Below are 24144 nucleotides of genomic sequence, written 5' to 3'. Positions count from 1 at the left end.
TGGTGGTGGATGGCGAGAGAAGGCGGTTGCGAGAGTCCTGTCGCCTTCTCCCGCCGGCTATTAGAGAGCGATGGTGATGCTCTTGCGCTGGGTGTAGCTTTCGAGTGCTCCTTCGATGGAGTACTCGGCACCGATGCCGCTCTGCTTGCGGCCGCCGTAGGACATTCCGGGAAGCTGGCCGCCGGCGCGGTTGATCTGAACCCATCCAGCGTCGATGTTTTCCGCCATCCGGAGGGCGGTGTTGAGGTCCTGGGTGAAGACGTAGGCGGCGAGGCCGTAGTGGGTGTCGTTCGCCCAGGCGACAACGTCGTCTTCGGTCTTCCACGGGATCGCCACCAGGACCGGGCCGAACACTTCTTCCCGCGAGATTCGCCAGTTGTTGTCGACGCCGGCGATGACCGCGGGCGTCAGGCGCAGCGGTGTGTCCGCGTCCAGGGCCTCCGAAGGACCGCCGGCCAGGAACTGTGCTCCCTGGTCCGCTGCTTCCTGGACGAATTCGGAAATCTCCTGGTAGCGGGTCGGGTTGATAACCGCGCCCATGTCGGTGGCCTCATCGAGAGCGTCGCCGATGACGAGTTCGTTCACGGCGGCGACGACCTTAGGCATGAAGTCATCCCAGATGTCGGCGTGGACGAACAGCCGGGAGCCTGCGGTGCAGGACTGGCCCTGACGTGCGAACCGCATTGCGGCAACGACGTTCTTGGCAGTTTCGTCGGTGTTGCTGTCCGGGAAGACGATGGCGGGGCTCTTGCCGCCGAGTTCCAGCGTCGCGTGGCCGATACGGTCGGCGACCGCGTGCAGGACACCGCGTCCGACTTCGCTCGATCCGGTGAAGGACACCTTGGCGACATCCGGGTGCTGTGACAGTGCGGCGCCTGCCTCGGAGCCGCGGCCGGTGACGACGTTCAGGACGCCGGTCGGCAGGATCTCGGCGGCCAGTTCGCAGACGCGGATAACGGCCAGGGGCGCGTCTTCGGCGGGCTTGAGGATCAGGGTGTTGCCGGTGGCCAAGGCCATGCCGATCTTCACGGCCCCCAGGACCAGGGGTGAGTTCCACGGAATGATGGCCGCTACGACGCCCAGCGGGTCGCGGGTGGAGTAGCTGAACAGTCCCTGGCCCAGCGGGAGGGTTTCTCCCTTTTGCTCGGAGGCGGTGCCGCCGTAGTAGCGGAGCACTTCGGCGGTGGAGGCTACCTCTCCGCGGGACTGGGTGCGGATCGCGTTTCCGGTTTCCGCGGCGAGGAGGCGGGCGATGTCTTCGGCGTTGTCCGCCACCGCATTGCCCAGACGGGTCAGGAAGGCCCCACGCTCCCTGGCCGGAAGCTGCCGCCAGGTGCGGAACGCTTTCTGGGAGGATGCGACTGCCTGGTCCACGTCCGCTGCGGTGCTGCGGCCGATCGTGGTGATGATGCTCCGGTTGCTGGGGTTGTGGACGTCGAGGGTGCCGCCGTCCTTGGGATCAATCCACTGGCCGTCGATCAGGAGACCGGTTGAGCCCTTGCTGGGGAGCACGAGGGTGGGCTGGGTCGTCATGCGTTGTTCTCCTTCGCGTCGGCGCGCAGTTGCAGGCCGAACAGTTCCTCGTAGATTTCGTTGACTCCGGTGGAGTCCTGTCCGCCAAGCCCTTTGGCACGTGCGGCGTTGTAGGTCTGCATGACCAGCTGGCTTACCGGCATCGGGAACTGGCCAAACTCCTTAAGGCACAGGCTGATATCTTTGTGCATCAGGTCCAGCGCGAACAGCGGTGGCCGCTCTTCGGTGAACAGTGTCTTGCCGAAGTGGTCCAGCATCTTGCTGCCGGCAAGACCGGCGCTGTAAACCTCGGTGAGGGTTTTCAGGTTGCCGCCGGCCTTGATAGCTGCGGCGAGAACCTCGCCCGCTGCAACCGTGTTGATGGCGACAAGCATGTTGTGGCTGAGTTTGGTCAGCTGACCGGCCCCGACCGGACCGCAATGCACGATCCGGGACGAAATCTGCTCCAGGTACGGGCGGACCTTCTCCAGGTCCTCCGGGCTGGCTCCCACCATCAGCAGGAGCGTCCCGGCAGCTGCAGCAGCGACGCCGCCGCTGACGGGCGAATCCACGAAGCGGCCGCCCTTTGCCTCTGCAGCGGCCGCCAGGGAACGAGCGGTTTCCGGGTCGACCGTGCTCATATCGATGATCGTCACACCAGCGAGGTCGGCTGCGAGGACACCACCGGGGCCTTCAATGGCGTCGCGGAGGATCGCCGGGTTGGGCAGGCTGGTGAAAACAACATCAGCGCCTTGGGCTGCCTTTGCCGGAGACTGCGTCGCGATAGCGCCCTGCCGGACAAGTGCCTCCACCGCCGCAGTATTAGGGTCGAAGATCTGGACGGCGTGGCCGGCTTCGAGAAGCCGGGCTGCCATGCCGGACCCCATGCGGCCGACGCCGATAAATGAAAGTGTCGCCATTCTAGTGTCTCTTTCTTGTCCGTATCCCTGGAACGGTGCATTGCAGGGACAGCAGAGCGGGTATTTCAGTACCGACGTCCCCGAGGCTGAATTTGGACACCCTGTTGAAGTAAGGAAAGCGGTACTTACGATTTGCGGAACTTTGATGAGTTGATCCAGGTCACATCATCGCCGCCTAGAAAAAGGTTACGCATCAAAAACAGTCGGTACAAGCTTCTTTTAGTTGCACTAAGGGAAAGAAAGTCTTTCCTCTACCTGCGGGTGCCGCGGACTTCCCCAATAGTCCGCCCGTGAGCGTCAAGACGAGCCACCCGTAAGGTAGAGTTCGCTGAAAGACGCTCATAGGGGGAGTTTTTCTGACTCTCCGAAGATGAAGGTCGAACAGGCACAATGATCAACGTTCAGCGACTGAGGCTGCTGCGGGAGCTGTCCTTCCTAGGGACGATCTCGGCCGTGGCGGACTCACTGGGCCTGACTAGGCCAGCCGTCTCACAGCAGCTGTCCCAACTGGAAAAGGACACCGGACTGGTCCTCGTGGAGCGCGCCGGACGTAGCGTGCAACTTACGGGCGCCGGGATGCGGCTCGTCGAGCAAAGCCACGAGGTTTTCGAGTCCCTCGAACGCATAGATGCGGAACTCGCCGTGACGAGGGAATCCATTTCCGGTGACCTGCGAATAGCGGCCTTTCCGTCTTTTTCGGCGACGGTACTCCCCGGCGCGATGTCCTTGCTGCGTTCCTCGCACGCGCAGCTAAAGGTCTCCATGGTTGAGCATGAGCCCGCCGAAGCCATTGTGGACCTGATGACCAAACGGGCCGACGTAGCGGTGCTTGACAACCTGTCCCGACACGACCCGCGCAACGAAGCGGTGATGTACCAGCCCCTCTTCGGGGATGACTTCTACGTGGTGATGCCAGAAAAGCACCCATATCGCAAGCTCGACACCGTGCCCTTGGCGCATCTCGCAGAAGAGGACTGGGCCCTGAACAGGTCGGCCCGGGTCTACCACTCGCTGGTCTCCGACGCCTGCCTCGCCGAAGGGTTTGCCCCTAACATCACCTGCGACTGCAAGGACACCACAACCGTCCTGCAAATGGTGAGGGCCGGTTTGGCAATCTCTATCCTGCCCGGACTGGCTCTCACCGGGCACCAACAAGGAATCGCCATACGACCCCTGGAGCCACTTCTCAAACGTGAAGTTCTCTTCGCCACCCTCAAAGGCCGCGCCGGCCATCCAGCCATCCAAGAATGCTTCCGCGCCATGAGGTCCTCATACGCCCGTAGGAGCCAGCCCAGCCTTCTGGGGCTGTCCAACGAAACGTCGGAGACGGCATGACCTTCCTGCCGCCAGCATTCGGGATCGGCCCGAGCAGCTTTCTGAAGGCAGCCCGGCGGCAAGTAGATGCCACGATCTGAGACCCAGGCGAACCGGACGGGGTTCATAACAAGGGCCGCATCGCAACAGGTGTCGCCCGTTTCTCAGGGAACCTGCTGCGAGCCTGAGCACATGAAGTACACCGAAATCTGTCGTCCGAGCGCTCGACCAGGGTGGATGTCGCCTGTCAGCCCGGCCTAGTCTTGCATGACACGGCTATTGACCGAATCACCCTTGTAGCCATTTATGCAACAGGTGTAGAAAGTAGCTCCGAGAACTCCCAACCCCTAGCGGATTCTAAACGCGGAACATCAGCGCATCCCCACCCGCGCAGCGGGACACAGCTGGCCGCTGAGGTGGTTAACGAGGGGCAGCATTGCTGCTTTTGGTTCACCGGCTCCGGAAATCCATTCGATGTTCCAGTTTGTGCTAGCTTGGCGCAGTTCAACACAGGGAAGTGACGCACCGAGGGTGGCCATGAGTGACCGACTGAAGGAGCAGGGTGCGGGCAAGATAATCAGTCCGTCCACCCTTCGAGCGATCATGGAGCGGATGGCGCGGCCCTCTTTGTCAGCGTCGCTCCGTGAGCAGCTCAGGATTAGATGGACTCCCTTGGGGGTCAGAAATCCTTCGACTTCCTGAACTAGCTGGCTCACGTTGGAATGCACGATTTCCGGGACGATGATTCCCAATGCACCGCTTCGTGAACTGCGCAAGGCGGCTGCGACCGCGTTGCTCGTGTAGCCCAGTTCTTGTGCTGCGCGGGTCACAGCTGAATGAAGTTCAGGGGAGACGTAGCCGCCACCGTTTAAAGCGCGTGACACTGTTGCCGTTGACACCCCTGCCTGCTCGGCCACAGTTTTGATAGTTATGGCATGCCTGCGTTTGTCGCGGTTGTGCGCCTCGACGTCCGCCCGCTCAGGCTTTCGCATAGCTTTCCACCCCTCCCCATTAGATCGAGGATTTGTCAGGCGCGGGGCGGGCCAGGTCATCGATAGCAGCCATCAGCCATTCCGGATTGGCTCGACCATCACAGACGGCAACTCGCATTTCTAGTACAAGATCCTCGTTGACAGGCAGGCAGCGCCGTCCGTGGACGGCAATTGCCGGGCAGAAGCCAACATAGTCTTCGTCTCGGGCAAACCAAGGAAACCCCGAGGGATTCCAAGCGACCAGCGTTGCGACATCGGTGATGACGGCCAGCCACGGCGAAGTCGACCCATGGGCGTTTTGAATTCCTTCCCCGTCTGTTGTGACGAAGTCCGCGTACACAAAAGGCGTGCGCCAAAACAGGCCGCCGTAAAAGGCCCCCTCTTTTCCATTCGTATGAGGGCTGCCAAAAGTGACATCATCGCCGCACGCAGAGAGTGTCGAACGCCAGTCAAGCCTCCAGCCGGCATTGGCTTGGCGTAGGACTAGCGTCCGCTTTTCTCTCAGCAAAACAGTGCTATCCGGGGCGACCCACTCAATCAACTCATCAATCGTGTCGTCGGACTTCCTCCGTTCGACCACGGCCTGGACTCCATGATTGTCAAGCATCACGGAACCGACCTCGCGAACAAAGGTTCGACCGCCCCAAAAGCTGACACCATTAACATCGGGCAGGGCAGCACTGACCCCAACATGATGGGCATGGTCCGGGGCGAACAGTTGCGTAACGGCGATCCCACCAGTAGTCCTAGCCTGGAGATAGGGACGGGGCGAGAGATGCCGTGGCATGTTGGTCCCCTCCTCATATGTCGCAACCTCGAATTCGGCTAGGCGCAAGGTGCTGGTCATTGCCGTGGCCCCGTTGTTTGTCGGCTCATGAGCTCGGGGCGAAATATGGCGGGTGCGACGTGGGCTTCACCCTTGAGCTCGGCTCGAAGAGCGACCCAGGCAGCTTCACCTATGGATGGCTTCGGAAGTTTCATTGTCGTCAGAGGGGGCGAGGCGAACCGGGCGAAGTGAATGTCGTCAAAACCGGCGATCGAGACGCGTCCAGGCACTGGGACGCGATCTTCATTTAGTCGGCCGAGTAAGCCCAAGGCGAGAAGGTCATTGAATGCGAGGACTCCCGTGACGGTGGTGTCCTTTAAGGTATCCCACGCATAGTAACCATCTGAGAGCGACGAACCGCAGGGCACTCTCCTGATGGTCACTCCGGGGTGGGCCATCTCGACCTCACGGAAAAGGGTATCGAGAGTGGTTTGTGAGTTTCTGATGGCTGGACCGTCAAGGTAGGCAATCCGCGTGTGCCCGAGTGCTATCAGGTGTTCCGCAAGGGTGCGAATGCCGAAGATGAAGTCAGCGGAGACAGATGCCTCCGTTTGGAAGTGGGCTTCGCGTGTGATCACAATCGCTGGTTTCACTGTGGGCAGTAGTTCAGCCAACTGTTCCTCGGACATTCTCGGCGAGCACAAGAGGACAGCGTCGGTCCGGTTGCGGGCGTCCAAGACGAGTGCGGCCTCGTCGTCTACCTCTTCGTGGCTATCGGTGACGAGGATGCGATACCCATCGGCGGCAGCTGCGCTGTTGAAGCCTTGAAGGATCTGCTGGAAAGTGGGGTTGGAGAGATCTGGAACTAATACACCCACGGTTTTGCTCTGGCCCAGAGAAAGAGATCGAGCTGTATCACTGGGTGAATAGCCAAGTTCTCCCACGACAGTCCGGACCCTGTCGGCAATCTCGCCGTTCACTGTCGGGACGCCATTCATCACGCGTGAGACGGTGGCGCGGGAAACCCTGGCAGCAGCCGCCACATCAGCTATGGTTACGGCACGAACAGTCACAGTGTGCCTACGTTGCGTCCCCATGCGCCTTCCCTTCGTCTTCAAAAACAATGATGTCGAATGGACCGAACCGGCCGCTGGCCGGTTCGGTCCCCAGAGGCGCTGCTGCGAAAAGACCCAGTTCCGCGCCAATCCACTGGCCGGATTCTGCAGTGAAGATATCGCACAGTTCCTTCTGAAAACCGTCGGTCTCAAGCACGATCGAAACATTGGCAACAGCGTCTGTGGATAGGCGAACCGTTAGCGAGGTCGACTTAAGCGGCTCATCCAGGATCGTCGAGTCAAGTCGCTCGCCGCTTCGGCGCCAGGCGACAACCGCACGAAGGCCGTCTTCGCTTTGCCGCAGGCCGGCCCATAGATAGTCGCGACCCAGCACTACAACACCGGCACGAGAGCCTATTCCTCCCTCCAGACCGAAGGACACGCTGGCACGGCAGGGCAGACCCGGCAAAGGCTGGCCAAGTACTTGTGGGACGTTACGAAGATTGCCCGTATCTGTCGACGCGCCACGGAGGATCAGCTCACCTCGGCTGCCCCCTGACAGCCAGTCAGGCTTTGGGTTGGCCTGCCAACTCCACTGGGGGCCGGGAGTTCCGCTGCGAAAGTCATCAGACTGCGTGATCGTTCGGCTACCCTGTCGTGTACCGAAGGGTGTTGGGTACTCGGTCACGGGTTCAACGGGTCCACCATGTACGGCCGCCCCCATGAGGGGCCACCCTTCGTCACTCCAGCGCATGGGCTGAAGATGGAGCACTCGACCAAAGACGCCGCGATCCTGAAAGTGAAGGAACCAATCTGATCCGTCTCCGGTATCCACCCAGGCCCCTTGGTGAGGTCCATTGATGGGCGATGACCCCTGCTCAAGCACGATTCGGCCTTCATAGGGACCGTAAGGGGACCGCGACCTGAAGACAGACTGCCAGCCCTGTGCCACTCCTCCGGCGGGAGCGAAGACCCAGTACCATCCGTCGCGCTTGTAGAACTTGGGCCCTTCCAGCGTGCGGTAACCGGCAAGTAAGTTTCCGTCAATGACGTCGACATCAGCACCCAGAGTCCTTGTCAGTCCCGGGTCAACCGGGATGACGCTGAGGACGTTCTTGCGCGCCGCTCGAGTGCCCGCCCAACCGTGCACCAAGTAGGCGCGTCCGTCTTCATCCCACAGCGGGCAGGGGTCAATCAACCCTAGCCCGCTCATCAACAGCCGTGGAGCGCTCCACGGACCGGCGGCATCTTCCGCGCTCACCACAAAGATTCCCTGATCAGGGTCCGGATAAACAATGTGGAACTTGCCGTCATGGTGCCGAATGCTTGGCGCCCACACGCCTGCCCCGTGACGGGGCAGGCCGAACCACTCAGCTGGTTCGTTCCCTGGGAGCGCATGGCCGACGCGGTGCCAGTTCACCAAGTCCTGAGAAGAGAATACGGGAAGCCCCGGTGCGCGGTTAAAGCTTGAGCAGACCATATAGAAACTTCCCCCGACGCGGATCGCATCCGGATCGGGAAGATCGGCGTCGATGATCGGATTGCGATACTGGGGCGTTGACTGGGAGGAACTGGCCATTATTTTTTCATCTTTCGAGAAACCGGTTACTAGGTACGACAGTACAGCATGCAAAATTTTGTGGGTTCGCGCTATATCGTATCGGAAACCGGTTACTAAGATCGAGTAATGACCAAAATTCTTTACGTTGGCGATGATGCCGATTGCCTTCCCACGCTGGCTTGCGCTCTCGCTGATACGGACGCCGCCGAGATTGTTCTCGAGCCCGGAGTGTACGTCGAGCATGTAGTTGTTGCTCCGCGAAAGGGTCCGCTTCTTATCCGGTCGAGCACGAACGACCCGGCCGACGTCACAGTTACTTTCGGTCTCCGCCAAGGTGACCGTGACCGTACGGGAATGGAATATGTGCAGTCGTGCGCGACGCTGACGATTGAGTCGGACGACGTGACACTTCGTGCAATTACCGTAGAGAACACTTTTGATAAAACCAAGCAGGTCGGCGTGCCCAACACTCAGGCTCTTGCTCTGCGCACCACGGCTGACCGTTTTGTGGCGGAAAGGTGTCGATTCCTGGGACAGCAGGACACTGTACTCCTGGATGCGCCAAGCTGGGCAGCCATCCGTCGAGTTCATTTGCGTGATTGCGAGATTGTGGGAGATGTCGATTTCATTTATGGCCGCGCTACGGCTCTCATCGAAGGTGGTTTGATTCGAAGCGTTGGACCGGGATACATTGCTGCACCCAGCACCGCGCTAGAAAACCTGCGCGGATTTCTGTTCTGGGAGGTCGACATTGTGGCAGATCTGCCGGCGGGAAGTGTCAAGCTTGGCCGTCCCTGGCACCCTGGCGGGAAACCGGATGCGGTAGGGCAGGCCATCTTCGCGCACTGCACCCTCGGCGAGCACATCTCGCCAGAACCTTGGACGGAAATGGGAGGTTTTGACTGGGAGGACGCCCGTTTTGCCGAATACGAGAACACCGGTCCCGGTGCGGCACCCGGTGTGGGGCGGCCGCAGTTGGAAGCAGCGCCGGATCGGTGTGGCTGGTTAGACGGCTGGGATCCCATTCCCGTAGAGGTTCGACGGATCGTTGTGGTGTCCGATTCCACCGCCAGCCACTACGGGGTGGAGCATGCACCGCGTACCGGGTGGGCCCAGCAATTGGAGGAACTTCTTCACGTTCCTGTCTGCAACTTGGCCGTTTCGGGGGCCAGTTCCCGGAGCTTCATCGCCAGCGGTGCCCTTGATCATGCCCTGGGGGGCCTCTCTGCTGGGGATTTGTTCCTCATAGCGTTCGGGCACAATGACACCAAGCCGGACGAACGCTTCAGCGACGTATTCACGCAGTACGAGGCCAACCTTCGCCGCTATATCGTGGGCGCGCGCGCAAGGGGGGCGCTCCCTGTCCTGCTCACACCGGTTGAGCGCCGCCGTTTCGTAGACGGGCGGGCCCGGGGCACGCACGGCGGTTACCCGGCGCGGGTTCGCGCCCTGGCCCAGGAGGAGCGGCTCATGCTGGTTGACCTGACAACGGCGACGAGGAATCTCTGGCAGCAGCAGGGCGAAGAGGATAGCAAGGAGTCGTTTCTGTGGCTGGAACCTGGCACTTGGCCGGGATTTCCTGATGGAGAGCAGGACGATACTCATCTGTCCGTTTCGGGTGCCACCGCGGTTGCCCGAATCGTGGCGGAAGCAATCGGCACGTTCATTTTGAGGCAGCCGGAAGGATGACGAAAGGGGCGGGGCGACGTCTTCACCCCGCCCCTTTCGATTGCTGGTCAGCCGTCCAGCAGACCTTGGTAGGCGCGGAAATAGTTCGCCCCAAGGATGCGCTGTCCCGCCGCAGTTAGGTGGGTGGTTTCGTCATTGACGTGTCCTGACGGGGGTGCTTCGGCGTATCCGGTATTAGGCACCCGTTCTGGAGTGTGTCGCAAGGCATCCGCTACGCCTTGGTGGTCCGGATAGGCTCGCCGTCGTTCCTCAGGTAACTGGCCAACAAGGAATGGCGCGTTGGCTGCCTGCGGAAGCTTCTGTCGAAGGCTTGTGATGAGTTGGTCCAAGTCCGCGGCGTACTCGTCTTCAGCGCGGCCGCCGTCAGTCTCCCCTTGGTGCCAGATGACGGCATCGATGGTGGCATCAGAGCCAGCTGCTTGGAGAGCACAGTGAGCATGATCGATCGTTTTGTCGAAAAGATTTAGCGCACCTCTTTTGACAAAGCCAACCTTCCACACTCCCGGGTAGCTGGTGTGTCTGCGCATCCCGGTCCCTCCCATGGTGATCGGGACAATCAGGACACGGTCTTGAGCCGGCAATGAGGGCAGCAAACGTGCGGCGAATGGCCCGCCCGGACCCATCCCGCCGGGGGGATGCCCCCCGATTGGGGCTAAGGGTTCCCGGGCCGGGACGATCCGTCGAATATCCGGTCCGGAGCCGGGAAAGGTATGGATTCGCGGGTCCCGCACATCCAATCCGTCCGGTTCGTAGTCCGTGTTGGAACCATTGGCATTCGACTGACCCATCACGAGAACAAGGTGGTATCGGCCTGCGTTCACTGTCGGACTTCCTGATCAGACCATTCCCCCGGTTTAAGGACGATGCGGCAGTCTCCCAGGTCCGCCGGAGGCTGAGTGTCAAATGAGTCGTGGGTGGCGACAGCAAAATTTCCGGTCCCGAGACCGTCAAGATGCCCGGCTTGTCCTTTCACCGTTCCCTCCGCCGCCCCCGACGACGTCATCCAGGAGGATGCGGTCGCCGTCACCGTCTGAACACGCCGCTTCGGCACGCGTTGCCGCTTCGTGGCCGTCATTTCATTCCTGTAGTTGCGATGCCATTAATCAGATAGCGCTGGCCCATGAAGAAGAAAGCAACAACAGGGACCAGTGAGACTACGGACATGGCGAACATCGGACCCCAGGCACTTGCGCCCGTCGAGGAGATGAACTGCTTCAGTGCCAGTGGGACGGTAAAGAGATTTGGATCAGTCACGTAGAGCAGGGGGCCAAAGAAATCACCCCAACTGGCAATAAACGTGAAAATTGCCACCGTTGCCATGGCTGGCGTGGTGAGCGGCAAGATGACGCTCCAATAGGTTCGGAAAGCGCCGGCCCCGTCGATTTTTGCCGCCTCCTGCAGATCCATGGGCAAATTGCGCATGAACTGGATTAGGAGGAAAACGAAAAATGCATTGGTTGCAAAGAAGGCAGGGACCGTAAGCGGCAAGTACGTATTCATCCAGCCCAACTTGGAAAAAATGATGTACTGAGGGATGAGCACAACTTGGCCCGGCAGCAGCATCGTTCCCATCATGACCGAGAAGAGGAAGTTCCGGCCACGGAAGCGCAACCGGGAGAAAGCGTAGGCGGCCATTGAGCATGAAATCATATTGCCTAGGATGTTCAGCCCTGCAATCAGCAGTGAATTGACCAGATAGACATGAAACGGCTGTTCCTGGGCCGTCCAACCCTGCGCATAGTTGCTGGCATCTAGGTGCGCGGGAATCAGGCCAGTATCAGTGAACACCTCGGTACTGGGCTTTATGGATGCGGACAGCATCCACAGCAGCGGATACAGCATCACGATACCTAACCCGATGAGTACCACATGGCGCAGGAAGCGGCTGGCCGGGGTCCCGGCAACCTCCTCCTCATACTTTGCAAAATTGATGCGCTTGATCATGCTGCGCATTCCTGGGCGTGCGAGAGTCGTTTCAGTCATCGTAGAAAACCCAATACTTGGAGGCGAAAAAGTTTATGGCTGTGAAAACGGCTATGACGACGAACATGACCCATGCCATCGCCGACGCATAGCCCATGTCAAACCGCTGGAATCCCTGCTGGTAGAGGTAGAGGTTGTAAAAGAGCGTTGAGTCGGCAGGGCCGCCGCTGCCGCCGCTGAAGACGTAACCCTGGGTGAACACCTGCAGGGAACCAATAAGTCCTAGTACGAGATTAAAGAAAATGACTGGGCTCAAGAGCGGCAGGGTGATCGAGCGGAACTGTCTGACTGGGCTCGCGCCATCAATTGCGGCGGCCTCATAGTAGCTGCGCGGAATTTGCCTTAGACCCGCGAGAAAAATCACCATTGATCCGCCAAACCCCCAGATGCTCAGGGTGACCAGGGTTACCAGGGCCCAGTTTGGATCAGTCACCCATCCGGGGCCTTGCAGGCCCACCGCACCTAGCACTTTGTTGATGACTCCGTCATAACCAAAGAGGGCGCGCCAGAGCATGACCACGGCAACGCTTCCGCCAATGAGGGAGGGCAGGTAAAACACGGACCTATAGATAGGCAGGCCCCTCACCCCACGGTTGAGAAGCAGAGCGACACCGAGTGCAGCGGCCATGCCGATCGGCACGGCGAATAGGGTATAGGACAGCGTCACGCTGGTGGCGGTGGCGATCTTTGGGTCCTGAAAGAGTCTGGTGAAGTTTTGGATGCCGACGAACTTTGGGTTCTGCAGAAGGTTGTAGTCCGTGAAAGCCAGCCAAAGCGAAACCCCGAACGGAATCACGGTAAACAACGTCCCAATGATCCACGGCAATAAGAAGAGGTACGCTGAGCGGCTATCGTCTAGTCTTCGACGCCGCTTTCCATGTCGCCGCTTCACCTCCCGGACGAGGCCCTGTCCATCAGGCCTGACTCGTACTTCTGTTGGTGCACTCATGCATCAATTCCTTAGTTGATTGGCGATCCCGGGAGTGTCATTTTGACGCTCCCGGGATCGATGGGTTCAGCCCTGGCTGAGAGTTGAATTGGAATTAGCGATAAACTTCTTCGCCGCGTCCTGCGGACTCAACCGCCCGAATGAAACCTCGGTCACAATTGACGTCAGGTCCTGAGTTACGGTTCCTGCCTTGGCTGGGTCATTGATCAAAGCAGGCAGCTTTTCGTTGCCGAGATCGGTTACAAAGCTTGTGAACTTCTGCTCCGAAGGGGTGAGGTTCTTTTCGACTTCGGCTGCAACTTCCGCATTGACAGGAACTCCAAGGAACGTTCCACGGTCGGTGTACGACGCCTTGTTGTTAGTCAGGAACTCTACGAGTTTGGCGACTTCCTTAGGATGCTTTGTGTTCGCTGGTGAGGTCCACAGCAAGGTCGGAGTCACGAGTTGTCCCCGTTGTTTATTGGTAGTCTCACCCGGAAACCGCAAGAGTTTGACGTTATCGTCACCGAGCACCTTGGCGTAGGCGGGCAGGCCGTTGGACGGAATGACCGTGGACGCAATTTTCTGAGCGCCAAAAGGAGACTGCTCGGGTGAGAACGAACCGGTCTGGTCCGCCGACTGGGCCGGAGCGAAGGCCTTAGTGTCGTAGAGGTTCTTGGTCATCTCGAACCATTTCGCGACCGTCTCTTCCTTAACCCCGAGCTTGCCGTCCTCAGTGAACAGGTTCTCGCCCTGCTGACGCACGTAGGCGGAGAAAGTCGGCGGCCAGGACATATCGATGGCCGAACCGTTGACCACACCTCCCGAAGCGTCGGTAATGGACCGCGACCATTTGGCGAAGTCATCCCAGCTCCAAGAATTGTCGTCAGGTACTGGCACGTTGTATTTCGCAAGGAGTCCTGTGTTTACCACAAGCGCAGCAGCCGTGGACCCAGTAGGGATCGAGTAGATGTGACCGTCGGTGGTATTGGCTTTCACCATAGCCGGGTCAATGGCATCGAAATTGATGGTGTCCTTGTATTGGGCATAGTCCAAAAGGGCATTGCGCGAGGTGTACTCGCCGATCCACCCGCCGACCATGAAGAACACGTCCGGAGGGCTGCCGGCCGCGAACTTGGTATTCAGTTTGTCCTTGTAGGTGCCGACATCCGTGTACTCAAGCTTTACGCTAATGTCTGGATTTTCCTTGTGGAACTCGTCAAGCACCTTGTTGTACATCTTCGATTCCTCGGCGTTAGCCCAGGCCATCATTGTCACCGTGGTTTCCCCGTTGGCGTTCGGACTTGAGCTGGGAGCGCATCCCGAGAGCGCAGCCGCGCCCAGAACCGTGCTGACTAGGGCACCGACCATCCGAAGTTTGACTGGTGTCTTCATTGACTGTCCTCTTTCATATGAGAGCTGCAAGCAGGTGCCAGCTCCGAGGAACCGGTTTCTCACCTGACTGCGATCATGTTACGGCGTGCGCAAAGATTTGGAAAGCGTTTACTGAAGTTTCGCTCGTGGTATTCAGTAACCGGTTTCTCAGTGCTAGCCTATGGTCGAATCATTAGGTGCTTCAAAGGAATATTGGATGCTAACCGACTCAGTACCGTTCACCTCCAACGGCGACCGGCTGCGCTGGATAACCGTGCCAGGCTCCGGGGAGCCCGTGTTCTATCTACACGGGCTCGGATGCCACGGTGCGGCGTCATGGACCGACACGGCCGTCCGCCTCGGCCGCCCGGGCATCGTCATTGACTTGCCAGGGCATGGCCGCAGCGATCGCCCTCCGGAATTCAGCTACACTCTCCCGGCGACTGCGGAAGCAGTGTCCAGGGTCTTTGAGGCCGTTGCCGGCGGTGACGCTGTGGATCTTGTATCGCATAGCCTCGGCGGTTCCATCGCAATCATTCTCGCCGCATCCCGTCCCGACCTCGTTCGCCGCTCGGTACTCGTCGAACCGGCTATAGACCCAATGCAACCACGCCCCGGAGACCTGGCCGCCGTAAGCGAAAGCGCCATCTTTGCGGGTGGTTGGGAGCTGGTGCTGGCCGCCGAACAGGATTGGCGACGCTGCGACATGCGCTTGGGCGACCCGATCGCCATCCGGCGCCTGGCTGTCGCATTGTCAAACGCCATGGGCGGGACGGTTCACGACCTGCTCCGTGACACCACGGTTCCTACGACACTTGTCCGAAGTGAACTGCGCTCCTACGACCGAGCCGACGATTTCGTCTTGGCAGGAATCCTCGACGTCGTCCTCGAGGACGCTCAGCATTTTGTGATGCTTGACCAACCGGATGCCTTCCACCAGGTACTCCGCCACGCCTTCTCGAAAGATGCCCCATGAAACTTGGATATGACCAACCCGCAACTCGTTGGACGGAAGCCCTCCCCCTAGGCAACGGCCGGCTCGGGGCCATGGCTTTTGGCGGCACCAGCCAATCCCGTTACCAAATTAACGACGACACTTGCTGGACGGGAAATGCCGGAACGGCCCATGGGCGGCTGGACGAGCTCGGGTCCACGGGGCCGTCTCACCTTGCAAAAGTCCGTGACGCCTTGGAACGCGGCGATATCAAGGGCGCAACTGAGGGGGAGTATCGGCTTCAAATGGGTTGGAGTCAGGCGTATCAGCCTTTGGCTGACGTATGGCTGGAATCCGACGAGCCTGCAGCCGGCACCTATCGTCGATGGCTTGACCTTGATACAGCGACGTGTGTCATCGAGTGGACGGCCGGCGGCCGCCGACAGCAAGAACGATCATGGGTCAGCGCCCCGGATGGGGCGCTGATTATCGAACGTCTCGTTCTCGATGGTCCCGGCATCGACGGGGGCGTGGTTCTCACGAGCCCACATGCGGGGGCTCAGTGCGAACTTGCTCATCAAACCGGGTCCCTCAACGTGCGGCTGCCTTCCAGTATCGGCCGGGAGCAAAATACGCAGCGTGTCATCTACGACCCGGCGCCTGGAGCCAGTGTCACGGCAGCAGTTGTAGTCCAGCTCAACCACGATGGAAGGCCTGAAAGGGGTCTGACCTTCACTGCCGCCCGCCGCATCCTGCTCGTCGTCACATCGGCAACAGACTTTGCGGGGGCACGCGAGGTTCTGCATGGAGAGGCAGCCAGAATGCTGGCCGACGCGGAAACACGGGCTCAAACGGCCGCGACCCTGGGAAGTGCCGAACTGCACAGACGTCACGTCGCCGATTACACCGCCCTCTCTGATCGTATGCGACTTGACCTAGGCGTGAATACAGACGAAGTCGATGTCAACAGTCTTCTTTCGAAGACATCGAATGACTGCGACTCGCGGGCGCTTGCAACTGTAATCTTCGCCTATGGCCGATATCTGACCATAGCGGCATCCCGTCCCGGCAGCCGAGCGATGAACCTGCAGGGGATCTGGAACGAGAATCTTCTACCGCCGTGGCGCAGCAACTACACCACGAACATTAACCTGCAGATGAACTACTGGCCGACAGAAGCCATCGGTTTACCCGAATGTCACGAACCATTGCTTGACTGGTTGGGTGAATTGGCCTCCAGCGGAGCGCGGACTGCACGGGAACTGTATGGGATGCCGGGGTGGACAGCGCACCATAATTCCGATATCTGGGGCTTTTCCGTTCCGGCCGGTGACGGGGACTTTGATCCTGTGTGGTCTATGTGGCCGCTCGCAGGAGCGTGGCTATGCCGGCACCTCTGGGAACGGTGGGAATACTCCCAAGATGACCGCGAACTCCGCGACCGAAGTTGGCCAATCCTGCGCGGCGCTGCCGAGTTCGCTCTCCATTGGATTGTTGAAAATCAGGACGGAACCGTTGGCACGTCCCCCTCTACATCGCCAGAGAACCACTTCATGCTCAACGATGGCACTAGCAGCGGACTGACCACTTCGACGACCTCCGACTTGGCCATGCTCCGGGACCTCTTTGCGTCCGTGGTCCAATGCAGTGCCGTACTCGGAATCTCCGACGATGTGACAGAGGCGGCGCAGGCTGCATTAGATCGGATTCCCACAGAACGCATCACGGCCACCGGCAGGCTTGCTGAGTGGTCCGAGGACTTAAGCGACGCGGATCCCAAGCATCGACACCAATCTCATTTATACGGCGTGATGCCGGGTGAAGGCGTGCTCGCGTGGCGCGATTTCGAACTTGCCGCGGCTGCGCTGCGCAGCCTCGATGACCGGGGTGATAGGACGACAGGATGGTCTTTGGCCTGGCGCACGTTGCTCAGGGCACGGCTGCGCGATGTGAATGCCGCACATGAAGCGCTTCTCGCCTTCCTCGCGCCTGTACCGGATCCCGATAACCCAGGCCCGTCAGGCACTGCCGGTCTCTACGCCAACCTCTTCTGCGCCCACCCTCCTTTCCAGATTGATGGGAACTTTGGTATCACAGCGGCCATCCTCGAGATGATTGTCCAGTCGCACGGGGGCCGTATAGCTCTGCTGCCGGCATTGCCGCGCTCTTGGGGCACCGGTCATGTCCGCGGTGTTCGCCTGCGTGGGGGCGTCTCACTCGACCTCGAATGGGAAAACGGTATCGTCCGCTGCGGAACTTTACACAGTTCCCCCGGGGCATCTTTCGTTGTAGAAGTGGGCAACGAAACATTGAGGATTGAGATACCTCAGACAGGCCACGCAAGCATTCCAGTATCAAAACATCCGGTGATTAGACCCTTCTAGGGAGAAGAGGCCTCTAAGGCCGGCGACCGCCGAACACCCCATCGCCCGGGGCAGACGACGTGGACTTGGTCCTGAGCCTGACGAGACTGCTGGCGACGTACCCAAAGCACTTAGATCTGATCATCCAGCGTGGGCCCGGAAATGGCCGTGACATAGTCCTCTACTGCGTAGAGGTGGTTCGCCATACGTGTCCTCGCCCGGTCCACATCGTGCCGGCGCAAGGCATCCAGGATGCCCAAGTGTTCACCGTGTGTCGCCAGCAGGCCGTCCTTGTCATGCATCGACCGCCACATACGCCCACGAATCGTGTTCGTAGAGACGGTTTCAATGAGTGCGGAAAGCACTTGGTTGCCGGAGGCACCGGCAATGATCTGATGAAACTCAACATCGCACTGCATCGCGGCGCTATGGTCGATTGGCGTCGAATGGATGGCGCTGTGAGCCCGCTCCAGGGTTTGCTCTGCCTCCCTCAGTTGCTGGTTGTCGATACGGATCGCCGCCACTGCCGCGGCTTCCGTTTCGAGTGCTCGCCGTACCGTATGTACCTGGTGCACCCGCTCGCCGTCCTGCAGACTCACCCAGAATTCCATGGCAGAAAGGAGGGCGGAGGGCTCCATCCGGGTCACAAACGTTCCGGCTCCCTGCCGCGTTTCCAGAATGCCCATCGTGGACAAAGCCCGGACGCCTTCACGAAGCGAGCCGCGGGAAACCTGCAGCTCCATGGCCAGGTCCTTTTCTATCGGCAGCCGATCCCCTGGCCTAAGCCGGCGCGATGAGAGCATCCCTTTGATCGCCGAGATTACTACGTCGGTCTGGGATATCGAGCCGTTCGATGGGCAGTGGGGCATGTGCAGCCTTTCTTAGAGCTTCGGCAGTTAAATCCCGTTAACATCAGATGTATTGATGGATATATCTCAGGATTTCCTATATTGTCTTCAAAAAGTTCAACATACATCTGATGAAATTCAGTATTGCGCTGGAGCCTCATCTTCCTCGCCTGTGATCCTGGAGGGCTTAGCATGCCACAAATAACCGGATTCGATGTGTTCGATGTGCGGTTTCCGACGTCGTTGTCGGCAGACGGCTCTGATGCGATGAACAAGGACGGTGACTACTCCGCCGCTTATGTCGTGCTGAATACGGACGACCCTGCACTGTACGGCTGCGGATTCACGTTCACGATCGGCCGCGGCAACGATATCTGTGCGGCCGCCATTGAGCTGAGGGCCCGGCCCCTTATAGGACGGGATACGGACGAGCTCTGCGGCGACCTCGGAGACACCTACCGCAGCCTGAAACGGGATTCGCAGCTGCGCTGGCTGGGACCCGATAAGGGGGTGGAGCATCTGGCCCTCGGAGGTGTTATGAATGCCGTGTGGGACCTTGCTGCGCGGCGGGCAGGAAGACCCCTGTGGCGGTTACTGGCGGACATGTCTCCGGAGGCAATCGTTGACGCCGCCGACCTAAGCTATCTTTCGGACGCCCTCACTCGCGAAGAAGCGCTGGGCCTGCTGACGCGCCTTGCCCCAACCAGGGACGAGCGCATCCGGCAGCTGGCTGAAAACGGCTACCCCTGCTACACCACCTCTGCCGGCTGGCTGGGCTACTCCGACGAGAAGCTCCGACGTATGTGCCAGGAGGCACTTGATGACGGCTATCGCCACATCAAGCTCAAAGTCGGGGCGTCCCTTGAGGACGACATCCGCCGCCTCGCAATTGCACGCGAGGTCATCGGTCCCCGCGCCAACTTGATGATCGATGCGAACCAGGTGTGGGACGTACCGCAGGCTATCGACTGGGTAAAGCAACTGTCCGAATTCAACCCCCTGTGGATTGAGGAACCAACTAGTCCGGACGATGTCTTGGGCCATGCCGCGATCCGAAGGGCAGTACACCCCATCGGAGTGGCCACGGGCGAACACGGCATGAACCGGGTGCTCTTCAAGCAGCTTTTCCAGGCCAGCGCGATTGACTACTGCCAACTGGACGCCTGCCGGCTGGCAAGCGTGAACGAAGTACTCGCCGTCCAGCTGATGGCGGCCAAGTTCGGGATTCCAGTGTGCCCGCACGCCGGTGGTGTGGGCCTGTGCGAACTGGTCCAGCACCTCTCGATATTCGACTTCATCGCAATATCAGGCGACCTTACCGGGCGGGTGACCGAGTTCGTCGATCATCTGCATGAGCATTTTGTGGACCCGTGCATCGTCAAGGACGGCTTCTACGTCTTGCCCGGAAATCCCGGATATTCGGCGGAACTCAAGGAGCAAACGCTGCAAGAATACGCATTTCCTTACGGTAACTACTGGGCAGGAACCTCCGCCGGCCAGGCGGAACAGGCTTGGAGGGAAGGAAATCAACCGGGGCGGATTGCCTTCGCAAGCGCGCGGCTCGGGTCGCATTCATGATCAAATACACACTCACCCATCCAAGACTCATGGCCGGACTCGCAAAGTCCGGCAACGGCTCACAGATCCTAGTCGCAGACGCCAACTACCCGCACAACACCGGAGCACCCGCAACCGCCCGTCGAGTCGCCCCAAGCCTGCGGCCCATTACGACCTACCAGCGCTTCGAGTCCTACGACGCCGCACGCTCATCTAATACGGCCGTCGTCATTGCCGACGGCGAGACCCGGCACTACGCCAACTTGTTGCTCACCATCGGAGTGCGGCTCGACGGCACGGCCTGATGGGAGCGGCTTCCGTGCAGCTGGTTGACTCCCATGTCCACATCTGGGACCCAACCGTGCTGGACTATCCTTGGCTGGCCGATGCGTCGGGCTTAAACAGGCCGTTCCTGCCCTGGCACCTCCCGCATACCAGCGCGAACACCCGGGCGGCCGTCTTTGTCCAGGCTGACTGCAGCGATGACCAGGCGCTGAAGGAAGTGGACTGGGTGTCAGGCCTTCGGACGGACTGGCCCCTGCTCGCCGGGATCGTGGCGTTTGCGCCAATCAGCAAGGGTGACACCGTCGAGCAGGACCTTGGCGAACTGCTGGAACGCCCCTTGGTTCGCGGCGTTCGGCAGCTGCTCCAGAACCGCGAGGAATCCTTCATTCTGCACCCGAGCACCCTGGCGGGCGCACGGCAGGTAGCCGCTGCCGGACTGGTCTTCGATGCCTGCATCCACGCCGGACAGCTCGGAGCCCTGGTCACATTTGCCCGCTTCGTCCCCGACCTGCCCATTGTGCTGGACCACATGGGAAAACCACCCATCGCCAGCGGGGAATTCACCGCCTGGCGCCGCCGCATGCAGGAGCTGGCCCGGTGCGGCAACATCGTCGTCAAAATCTCGGGCGCCGGAGCCGAGGCTGATCCCAACAAACCCTTGGAGTCCCAGGCGTTGCCGTTCATCCAGGAGACGCTGCGGCTCTTCGGTGGGGAGCGGTGCATGTTCGGAAGCGACTTTCCCGTCTCACTAGTGGGACCCGCCGGATACGAGGACTGGATGAGCATCGTCGAAAAGGCGATGACCGGCGCTTCGGACGCCGAACGGGCCGGTGTCATGCACCGGACGGCAGCCCGCGTTTACCAGCTCGGTGAAGACCTAAGACAAGCGGTTACCGACCAAGAGAAAGACTGATAATGCAGGCAGAAACCCGTATGATCCCCCACACGGAGGTCCAACTTCCGGTGCTCGGCTTCGGCGCGGCACCCATCGGCAATCTCTCCCGCCAAGTGTCGGAGCAGGAAGCGGTCGACGCCGTGACCACGGCATGGGAAGGCGGCGTGCGCTATTTCGACACCGCGCCGCACTACGGGCTGGGGCTTTCCGAACGCCGCCTGGGTGCCGCTCTGGCAGGGAAGGACCGCGACAGCTACGTGCTAAGCACGAAGGTTGGGCGGCTGCTGCAGCCCAACCCGGCACCGCAGGGTAAGGACACGGAGGGATTCGACGTCCCCGACAATCTGCGACGGGTCCGCGACTACTCACGGGACGGCGTGCTGCGCTCCATAGAGGAGAGCCTGCAACGGCTGGGCACCGACCGGATCGACATCGTCTACATTCACGACCCGGATGACTACTGGACGGAGGCCGTCGAGGGCGCGGCCCCGGCCTTGTCCGCGCTACGCGACGAAGGAGTGATCGGCGCCTGGGGTGCCGGCATGAACCAGTTCGAAATGCTCCACCGCTTCATCACCGAGACCGACATCGACGTGATCATGCTCGCCGGCAGGTACACGCTTCTGGAGCAAGGCGCTGCCCGGGACCTGCTCCCGGCGTGCCTGGAACGCGGCGTCGGCGTGGTGAACGTGGGCGTCTTCAATTCAGGCCTGCTGTCCAAGGAACGCCCCGCCACCAACGCCACCTACAACTACGCACCCGCCCCTCAGGAGCTGCTGGACAGAGCAAACCAGGTGGCGGACATCTGCGAATCGCACGGGACCACCCTCCCGGCAGCCGCCCTCCACTACCCGCACCAGCACCCCGCTGTGACAAGCGTTGTCCTGGGCATGCGGACGCCGACGCAGGTGAAGCAAAACCTTGACCTGGCCGCCCAAAGCGTCCCGGCCGATTTGTGGGCTGACCTGCGCGTACGCAGACTAATCGCCTAAAGGCTCAACCGCATACAACCGAGGAAGAAGAGACGAATGCAATTTGCGCGTATAGGTGCCACGGGCAAGGAAATTCCCGCCGTGCTCCATGACAAGAAGTACTACTCCCTGCAGCCCATGGCTCAAGACATCGACGCCGACTTCTGGGTATCCGGTGGTCCGGGACGCGCCGCAGCAGCACTGGCCGCCGGCGAACTGGCCGAACTTGTCGTTGACGGAATCCGAATCGGCGCTCCGATCGCCAGACCGTCCTCCGTGATCTGCGTGGGCATGAACTACGCAGCGCATGCAGCGGAATCCGGTTCCGCACCCCCGTCGGTTCCCATCATCTTCCACAAGGCGCCCAATACGGTGGCCGGCCCGTTCGATCCGGTGGCCATTCCACGCGGTTCTACTAAGACTGACTGGGAAGTGGAACTTGGCGTGGTCATCAGCCGGCGAGCCTCTTACCTTGACTCCCCGTCCCAGGCCCTCGACTACGTCGCCGGCTTCGTCACCGTCAACGACCTGTCGGAGCGCACGTTCCAACTGGAGGTATCCGGTGGCCAGTGGTCCAAGGGAAAGAGCTGCGCGGGTTTTTGCCCCACGGGCCCGTATTTGGTGACCCCGGACGAGGTGGAGGCCAGCGACCTGCGGCTGCGCAGCTGGGTCAACGGTGAAATCCGCCAGGACTCCTCCACCCGCGACCTGATCTTTGGGGTGGAGCACGTGATCTACGACCTAAGCCAGTTCCTGGTCCTGGAGCCGGGAGACCTCATCTGCACCGGCACCCCGGAGGGAGTGGCCCTGTCCGGGCGTTTCCCCTACCTAACGGCTGGAGACGTCGTCGAACTGGAAGTGGCAGGCCTTGGCCGCCAGCGCCAGGAATGCTTCCAAGTCTAATTACGAAAGGACCAAACAATGGAGTTTGCAGGAATCAAGGCGATCGTAACCGGCGGAGCCTCGGGGATAGGGGCTGCCACGGCCCAACTGTTGCAGGAGCGCGGGGCTGAGGTCGCGGTGCTGGACCTTAATCCTCACCAAGCACCACCCGGGACTAAAGCCATCCACTGCGACGTCTCCGACGACGCCACCATCCGCCGCGCCATCGAAGAGGCTGCGGAGCTACTTGGCGGGATCGACGTCGTAGTCAACAATGCCGGGGTGGGTGCCCAAGGCACCATAGAGGCCAACGACGACGATGAGTGGCACCGGGTGTTCGACATCAACGTGCTGGGCATGGTCCGGGTGTCACGGGCCGCCCTGCCGCACCTGCGCCGATCCAGCCACGCGGCGATCGTCAACACCTGCTCCATAGCAGCAACCGCCGGGCTCCCCCAACGCGCCCTCTACAGCGCAACTAAAGGAGCCGTTCTGTCACTCACCCTGGCCATGGCCGCCGACCACCTGCACGAAGGCATCCGCGTCAACTGCGTTAACCCGGGGACAGCCGACACTCCCTGGATCGGAAAACTCCTCTCCACCGCAACGGACCCGGCCGCGGAACGGGCCGCACTGGTAGCACGCCAGCCACATGGCCGGCTCGTCTCCGCCCAGGAGATCGCAGCAGCCATCGCTTACCTTTCCAGCCCGATCTCCGGCTCCACCACCGGCGTGGACCTGGCAGTAGACGGCGGCACGCAAGCTCTTCGGCTCCGCACCCGGCGGGCCGGTGGGCCGCAAAGCGCCTCAACAGCAAGTCGGCCTGCCGCTGGCAGGCCAGCAAACTGATTTTAGTCAGCCTGGAGAGAGGAACGGACATCAAAGTCCCGACCACATTCGGGGAAAACTCATTAGGGTGGTCATGGACATGATGTTACGGGCCCTCCGCATATTCGGCCCTCGGGTCAGGCCGCCCATGCCGGCAACCAGCCAGTGAAGCTTAAAAGCTGAATATGTCCACGTTGGCAGTAAATACGGAAAAGAGTGGGGAATTCGGCTACGGAACAACTGCTACGACGTCGGCAGCGTTGGGTACACCGGTAGCGAATGGACACTCACGTTTCAGGCCCCCAAGGCCTCAAACCCGGTCTCTTTGGCTGAGCCTTCGACAGATGTCCGATACGACACCGCCGTACCCGGCAAGACCACGACAGGCTGTGTGATTCCGGGCATCACGTATAACTCCGCCTACTACCCGTCCTTCCCCGGGCACATCTCAAAGGCTCAGAAGAGCGGCCTTCCAGGAGGCTGGGAT

At 60.5% G+C, this 24144-nt stretch carries 21 protein-coding genes; 10 read left to right on the top strand and 11 right to left on the bottom strand.

Features of this window, described 5'->3' with window-relative positions:
• Nucleotides 1-60 precede the first annotated feature (60 nt).
• Nucleotides 61-1533 (bottom strand): aldehyde dehydrogenase family protein, encoded by a 1473-nt coding sequence (locus tag QRM95_RS04465; protein WP_134164251.1) that lies wholly within the window; start codon nucleotides 1531-1533, stop codon nucleotides 61-63.
• The gene (locus QRM95_RS04460) at nucleotides 1530-2432 is read right to left on the bottom strand and encodes an NAD(P)-dependent oxidoreductase (RefSeq protein ID WP_285246623.1); all 903 of its coding nucleotides are present in this window, start codon (nucleotides 2430-2432) and stop codon (nucleotides 1530-1532) included. The genes QRM95_RS04465 and QRM95_RS04460 overlap by 4 nt, the downstream gene beginning before the upstream one ends.
• Before the next feature lie 390 nt (nucleotides 2433-2822).
• On the opposite strand from QRM95_RS04460, the gene QRM95_RS04455 reads away from it, so the two are divergent.
• Nucleotides 2823-3767 carry a LysR family transcriptional regulator gene (locus tag QRM95_RS04455; RefSeq protein ID WP_134164253.1) on the top strand — a complete coding sequence of 315 codons (945 nt, stop codon included), beginning with the start codon at nucleotides 2823-2825 and terminating at the stop codon, nucleotides 3765-3767.
• A gap of 350 nt (nucleotides 3768-4117) precedes the next feature.
• Here QRM95_RS04455 and QRM95_RS04450 read toward each other — a convergent pair whose 3' ends face one another.
• From QRM95_RS04450 to QRM95_RS04435, 4 genes are all read right to left on the bottom strand, one after another.
• On the bottom strand, nucleotides 4118-4663 hold the full coding sequence (locus QRM95_RS04450; RefSeq protein WP_285246622.1) for a LacI family DNA-binding transcriptional regulator: 546 nt from the start codon (nucleotides 4661-4663) through the stop codon (nucleotides 4118-4120).
• A 94-nt stretch (nucleotides 4664-4757) separates the two neighbouring features.
• Nucleotides 4758-5585, bottom strand: a complete 828-nt coding sequence (locus tag QRM95_RS04445) for a DUF6807 family protein (RefSeq protein ID WP_134164255.1) — start codon at nucleotides 5583-5585, stop codon at nucleotides 4758-4760.
• Complete coding sequence (locus tag QRM95_RS04440; RefSeq protein ID WP_285246621.1) at nucleotides 5582-6577, bottom strand: LacI family DNA-binding transcriptional regulator; 996 nt, start codon at nucleotides 6575-6577, stop codon at nucleotides 5582-5584. Before QRM95_RS04440 ends, QRM95_RS04445 begins: the two co-directional genes overlap by 4 nt.
• A 7-nt stretch (nucleotides 6578-6584) precedes the next feature.
• Nucleotides 6585-8363 (bottom strand): glycoside hydrolase family 43 protein, encoded by a 1779-nt coding sequence (locus tag QRM95_RS04435; protein ID WP_285246620.1) that lies wholly within the window; start codon nucleotides 8361-8363, stop codon nucleotides 6585-6587.
• Between QRM95_RS04435 and QRM95_RS04430 the strand changes: the two genes are divergently transcribed.
• Nucleotides 8247-9809 carry a pectinesterase family protein gene (locus QRM95_RS04430; protein ID WP_285246619.1) on the top strand — a complete coding sequence of 521 codons (1563 nt, stop codon included), beginning with the start codon at nucleotides 8247-8249 and terminating at the stop codon, nucleotides 9807-9809. The two genes, QRM95_RS04435 and QRM95_RS04430, sit on opposite strands and share 117 nt — an antisense overlap.
• Nucleotides 9810-9856: 47 nt before the next feature.
• Here the strand turns inward: QRM95_RS04430 and QRM95_RS04425 are convergent, their stop codons facing one another.
• From QRM95_RS04425 to QRM95_RS04410, 4 genes are all read right to left on the bottom strand, one after another.
• Complete coding sequence (locus tag QRM95_RS04425) at nucleotides 9857-10600, bottom strand: sialate O-acetylesterase (protein ID WP_285246938.1); 744 nt, start codon at nucleotides 10598-10600, stop codon at nucleotides 9857-9859.
• Between the two features lie 280 nt (nucleotides 10601-10880).
• Nucleotides 10881-11753, bottom strand: a complete 873-nt coding sequence (locus QRM95_RS04420) for a carbohydrate ABC transporter permease (protein ID WP_285246618.1) — start codon at nucleotides 11751-11753, stop codon at nucleotides 10881-10883.
• Nucleotides 11754-11784: 31 nt separating this feature from the next.
• The gene (locus QRM95_RS04415; RefSeq protein ID WP_285246617.1) at nucleotides 11785-12741 is read right to left on the bottom strand and encodes a carbohydrate ABC transporter permease; all 957 of its coding nucleotides are present in this window, start codon (nucleotides 12739-12741) and stop codon (nucleotides 11785-11787) included.
• Between the two features lie 66 nt (nucleotides 12742-12807).
• Nucleotides 12808-14115: an ABC transporter substrate-binding protein gene (locus QRM95_RS04410; RefSeq protein ID WP_285246616.1), complete on the bottom strand. Its 1308-nt coding sequence runs from the start codon at nucleotides 14113-14115 to the stop codon at nucleotides 12808-12810.
• A gap of 196 nt (nucleotides 14116-14311) precedes the next feature.
• Between QRM95_RS04410 and QRM95_RS04405 the strand changes: the two genes are divergently transcribed.
• Together QRM95_RS04405 and QRM95_RS04400 are read left to right on the top strand one after the other, a co-directional pair.
• Nucleotides 14312-15070 (top strand): alpha/beta fold hydrolase, encoded by a 759-nt coding sequence (locus QRM95_RS04405; RefSeq protein WP_285246615.1) that lies wholly within the window; start codon nucleotides 14312-14314, stop codon nucleotides 15068-15070.
• A complete protein-coding gene (locus tag QRM95_RS04400; protein ID WP_285246614.1) occupies nucleotides 15067-17412 on the top strand; it encodes a glycoside hydrolase family 95 protein in 2346 nt (781 codons plus the stop codon). Before QRM95_RS04405 ends, QRM95_RS04400 begins: the two co-directional genes overlap by 4 nt.
• A gap of 110 nt (nucleotides 17413-17522) precedes the next feature.
• Here QRM95_RS04400 and QRM95_RS04395 read toward each other — a convergent pair whose 3' ends face one another.
• Nucleotides 17523-18260 carry a FadR/GntR family transcriptional regulator gene (locus QRM95_RS04395; RefSeq protein WP_285246613.1) on the bottom strand — a complete coding sequence of 246 codons (738 nt, stop codon included), beginning with the start codon at nucleotides 18258-18260 and terminating at the stop codon, nucleotides 17523-17525.
• Between the two features lie 171 nt (nucleotides 18261-18431).
• Here QRM95_RS04395 and QRM95_RS04390 point away from each other — a divergent pair, with 171 nt between their 5' ends.
• From QRM95_RS04390 to QRM95_RS04365, 6 genes are read left to right on the top strand one after another with little or no spacing between them, the layout of a single operon-like run.
• Nucleotides 18432-19817 carry an L-fuconate dehydratase gene (locus tag QRM95_RS04390; protein WP_285246612.1) on the top strand — a complete coding sequence of 462 codons (1386 nt, stop codon included), beginning with the start codon at nucleotides 18432-18434 and terminating at the stop codon, nucleotides 19815-19817.
• Between the two features lie 29 nt (nucleotides 19818-19846).
• Entirely contained in the window at nucleotides 19847-20101 is a 255-nt protein-coding gene (locus QRM95_RS04385; RefSeq protein ID WP_350223875.1) for an RbsD/FucU domain-containing protein, read from the top strand.
• 14 nt (nucleotides 20102-20115) lie between these two features.
• Nucleotides 20116-20994, top strand: coding sequence for an amidohydrolase family protein (locus QRM95_RS04380; protein WP_285246611.1), 879 nt, complete (start codon nucleotides 20116-20118; stop codon nucleotides 20992-20994).
• A 20-nt stretch (nucleotides 20995-21014) separates the two neighbouring features.
• A complete protein-coding gene (locus QRM95_RS04375; protein ID WP_285246610.1) occupies nucleotides 21015-21968 on the top strand; it encodes an aldo/keto reductase in 954 nt (317 codons plus the stop codon).
• Nucleotides 21969-22004: 36 nt separating this feature from the next.
• Entirely contained in the window at nucleotides 22005-22850 is an 846-nt protein-coding gene (locus QRM95_RS04370; RefSeq protein ID WP_285246609.1) for a fumarylacetoacetate hydrolase family protein, read from the top strand.
• Between the two features lie 18 nt (nucleotides 22851-22868).
• On the top strand, nucleotides 22869-23678 hold the full coding sequence (locus QRM95_RS04365; RefSeq protein ID WP_285246608.1) for an SDR family NAD(P)-dependent oxidoreductase: 810 nt from the start codon (nucleotides 22869-22871) through the stop codon (nucleotides 23676-23678).
• Nucleotides 23679-24144: the final 466 nt, after the last annotated feature.

Source organism: Pseudarthrobacter sp. efr-133-R2A-89, assembly GCF_030209315.1.
GTDB lineage: Bacteria > Actinomycetota > Actinomycetes > Actinomycetales > Micrococcaceae > Arthrobacter.
The sequence above is the reverse complement of the archived record's forward strand: the minus strand, read 5'-3'. Positions and strand labels throughout refer to the sequence as shown.

Coding starts and splice junctions, on each gene's coding strand:
- QRM95_RS04445 (WP_134164255.1), bottom strand. CDS start 5,585: ATGACCAGCACCTTGCGCCTAGCCGAATTCGAGGTTGCGACATATGAG.
- QRM95_RS04410 (WP_285246616.1), bottom strand. CDS start 14,115: ATGAAGACACCAGTCAAACTTCGGATGGTCGGTGCCCTAGTCAGCACG.
- QRM95_RS04415 (WP_285246617.1), bottom strand. CDS start 12,741: ATGAGTGCACCAACAGAAGTACGAGTCAGGCCTGATGGACAGGGCCTC.
- QRM95_RS04455 (WP_134164253.1), top strand. CDS start 2,823: ATGATCAACGTTCAGCGACTGAGGCTGCTGCGGGAGCTGTCCTTCCTA.
- QRM95_RS04420 (WP_285246618.1), bottom strand. CDS start 11,753: ATGATCAAGCGCATCAATTTTGCAAAGTATGAGGAGGAGGTTGCCGGG.
- QRM95_RS04460 (WP_285246623.1), bottom strand. CDS start 2,432: ATGGCGACACTTTCATTTATCGGCGTCGGCCGCATGGGGTCCGGCATG.
- QRM95_RS04405 (WP_285246615.1), top strand. CDS start 14,312: ATGCTAACCGACTCAGTACCGTTCACCTCCAACGGCGACCGGCTGCGC.
- QRM95_RS04430 (WP_285246619.1), top strand. CDS start 8,247: ATGACCAAAATTCTTTACGTTGGCGATGATGCCGATTGCCTTCCCACG.
- QRM95_RS04395 (WP_285246613.1), bottom strand. CDS start 18,260: ATGCCCCACTGCCCATCGAACGGCTCGATATCCCAGACCGACGTAGTA.
- QRM95_RS04390 (WP_285246612.1), top strand. CDS start 18,432: ATGCCACAAATAACCGGATTCGATGTGTTCGATGTGCGGTTTCCGACG.
- QRM95_RS04400 (WP_285246614.1), top strand. CDS start 15,067: ATGAAACTTGGATATGACCAACCCGCAACTCGTTGGACGGAAGCCCTC.
- QRM95_RS04435 (WP_285246620.1), bottom strand. CDS start 8,363: ATGCTCGACGTACACTCCGGGCTCGAGAACAATCTCGGCGGCGTCCGT.
- QRM95_RS04370 (WP_285246609.1), top strand. CDS start 22,005: ATGCAATTTGCGCGTATAGGTGCCACGGGCAAGGAAATTCCCGCCGTG.
- QRM95_RS04465 (WP_134164251.1), bottom strand. CDS start 1,533: ATGACGACCCAGCCCACCCTCGTGCTCCCCAGCAAGGGCTCAACCGGT.
- QRM95_RS04385 (WP_350223875.1), top strand. CDS start 19,847: ATGGCCGGACTCGCAAAGTCCGGCAACGGCTCACAGATCCTAGTCGCA.
- QRM95_RS04375 (WP_285246610.1), top strand. CDS start 21,015: ATGATCCCCCACACGGAGGTCCAACTTCCGGTGCTCGGCTTCGGCGCG.
- QRM95_RS04365 (WP_285246608.1), top strand. CDS start 22,869: ATGGAGTTTGCAGGAATCAAGGCGATCGTAACCGGCGGAGCCTCGGGG.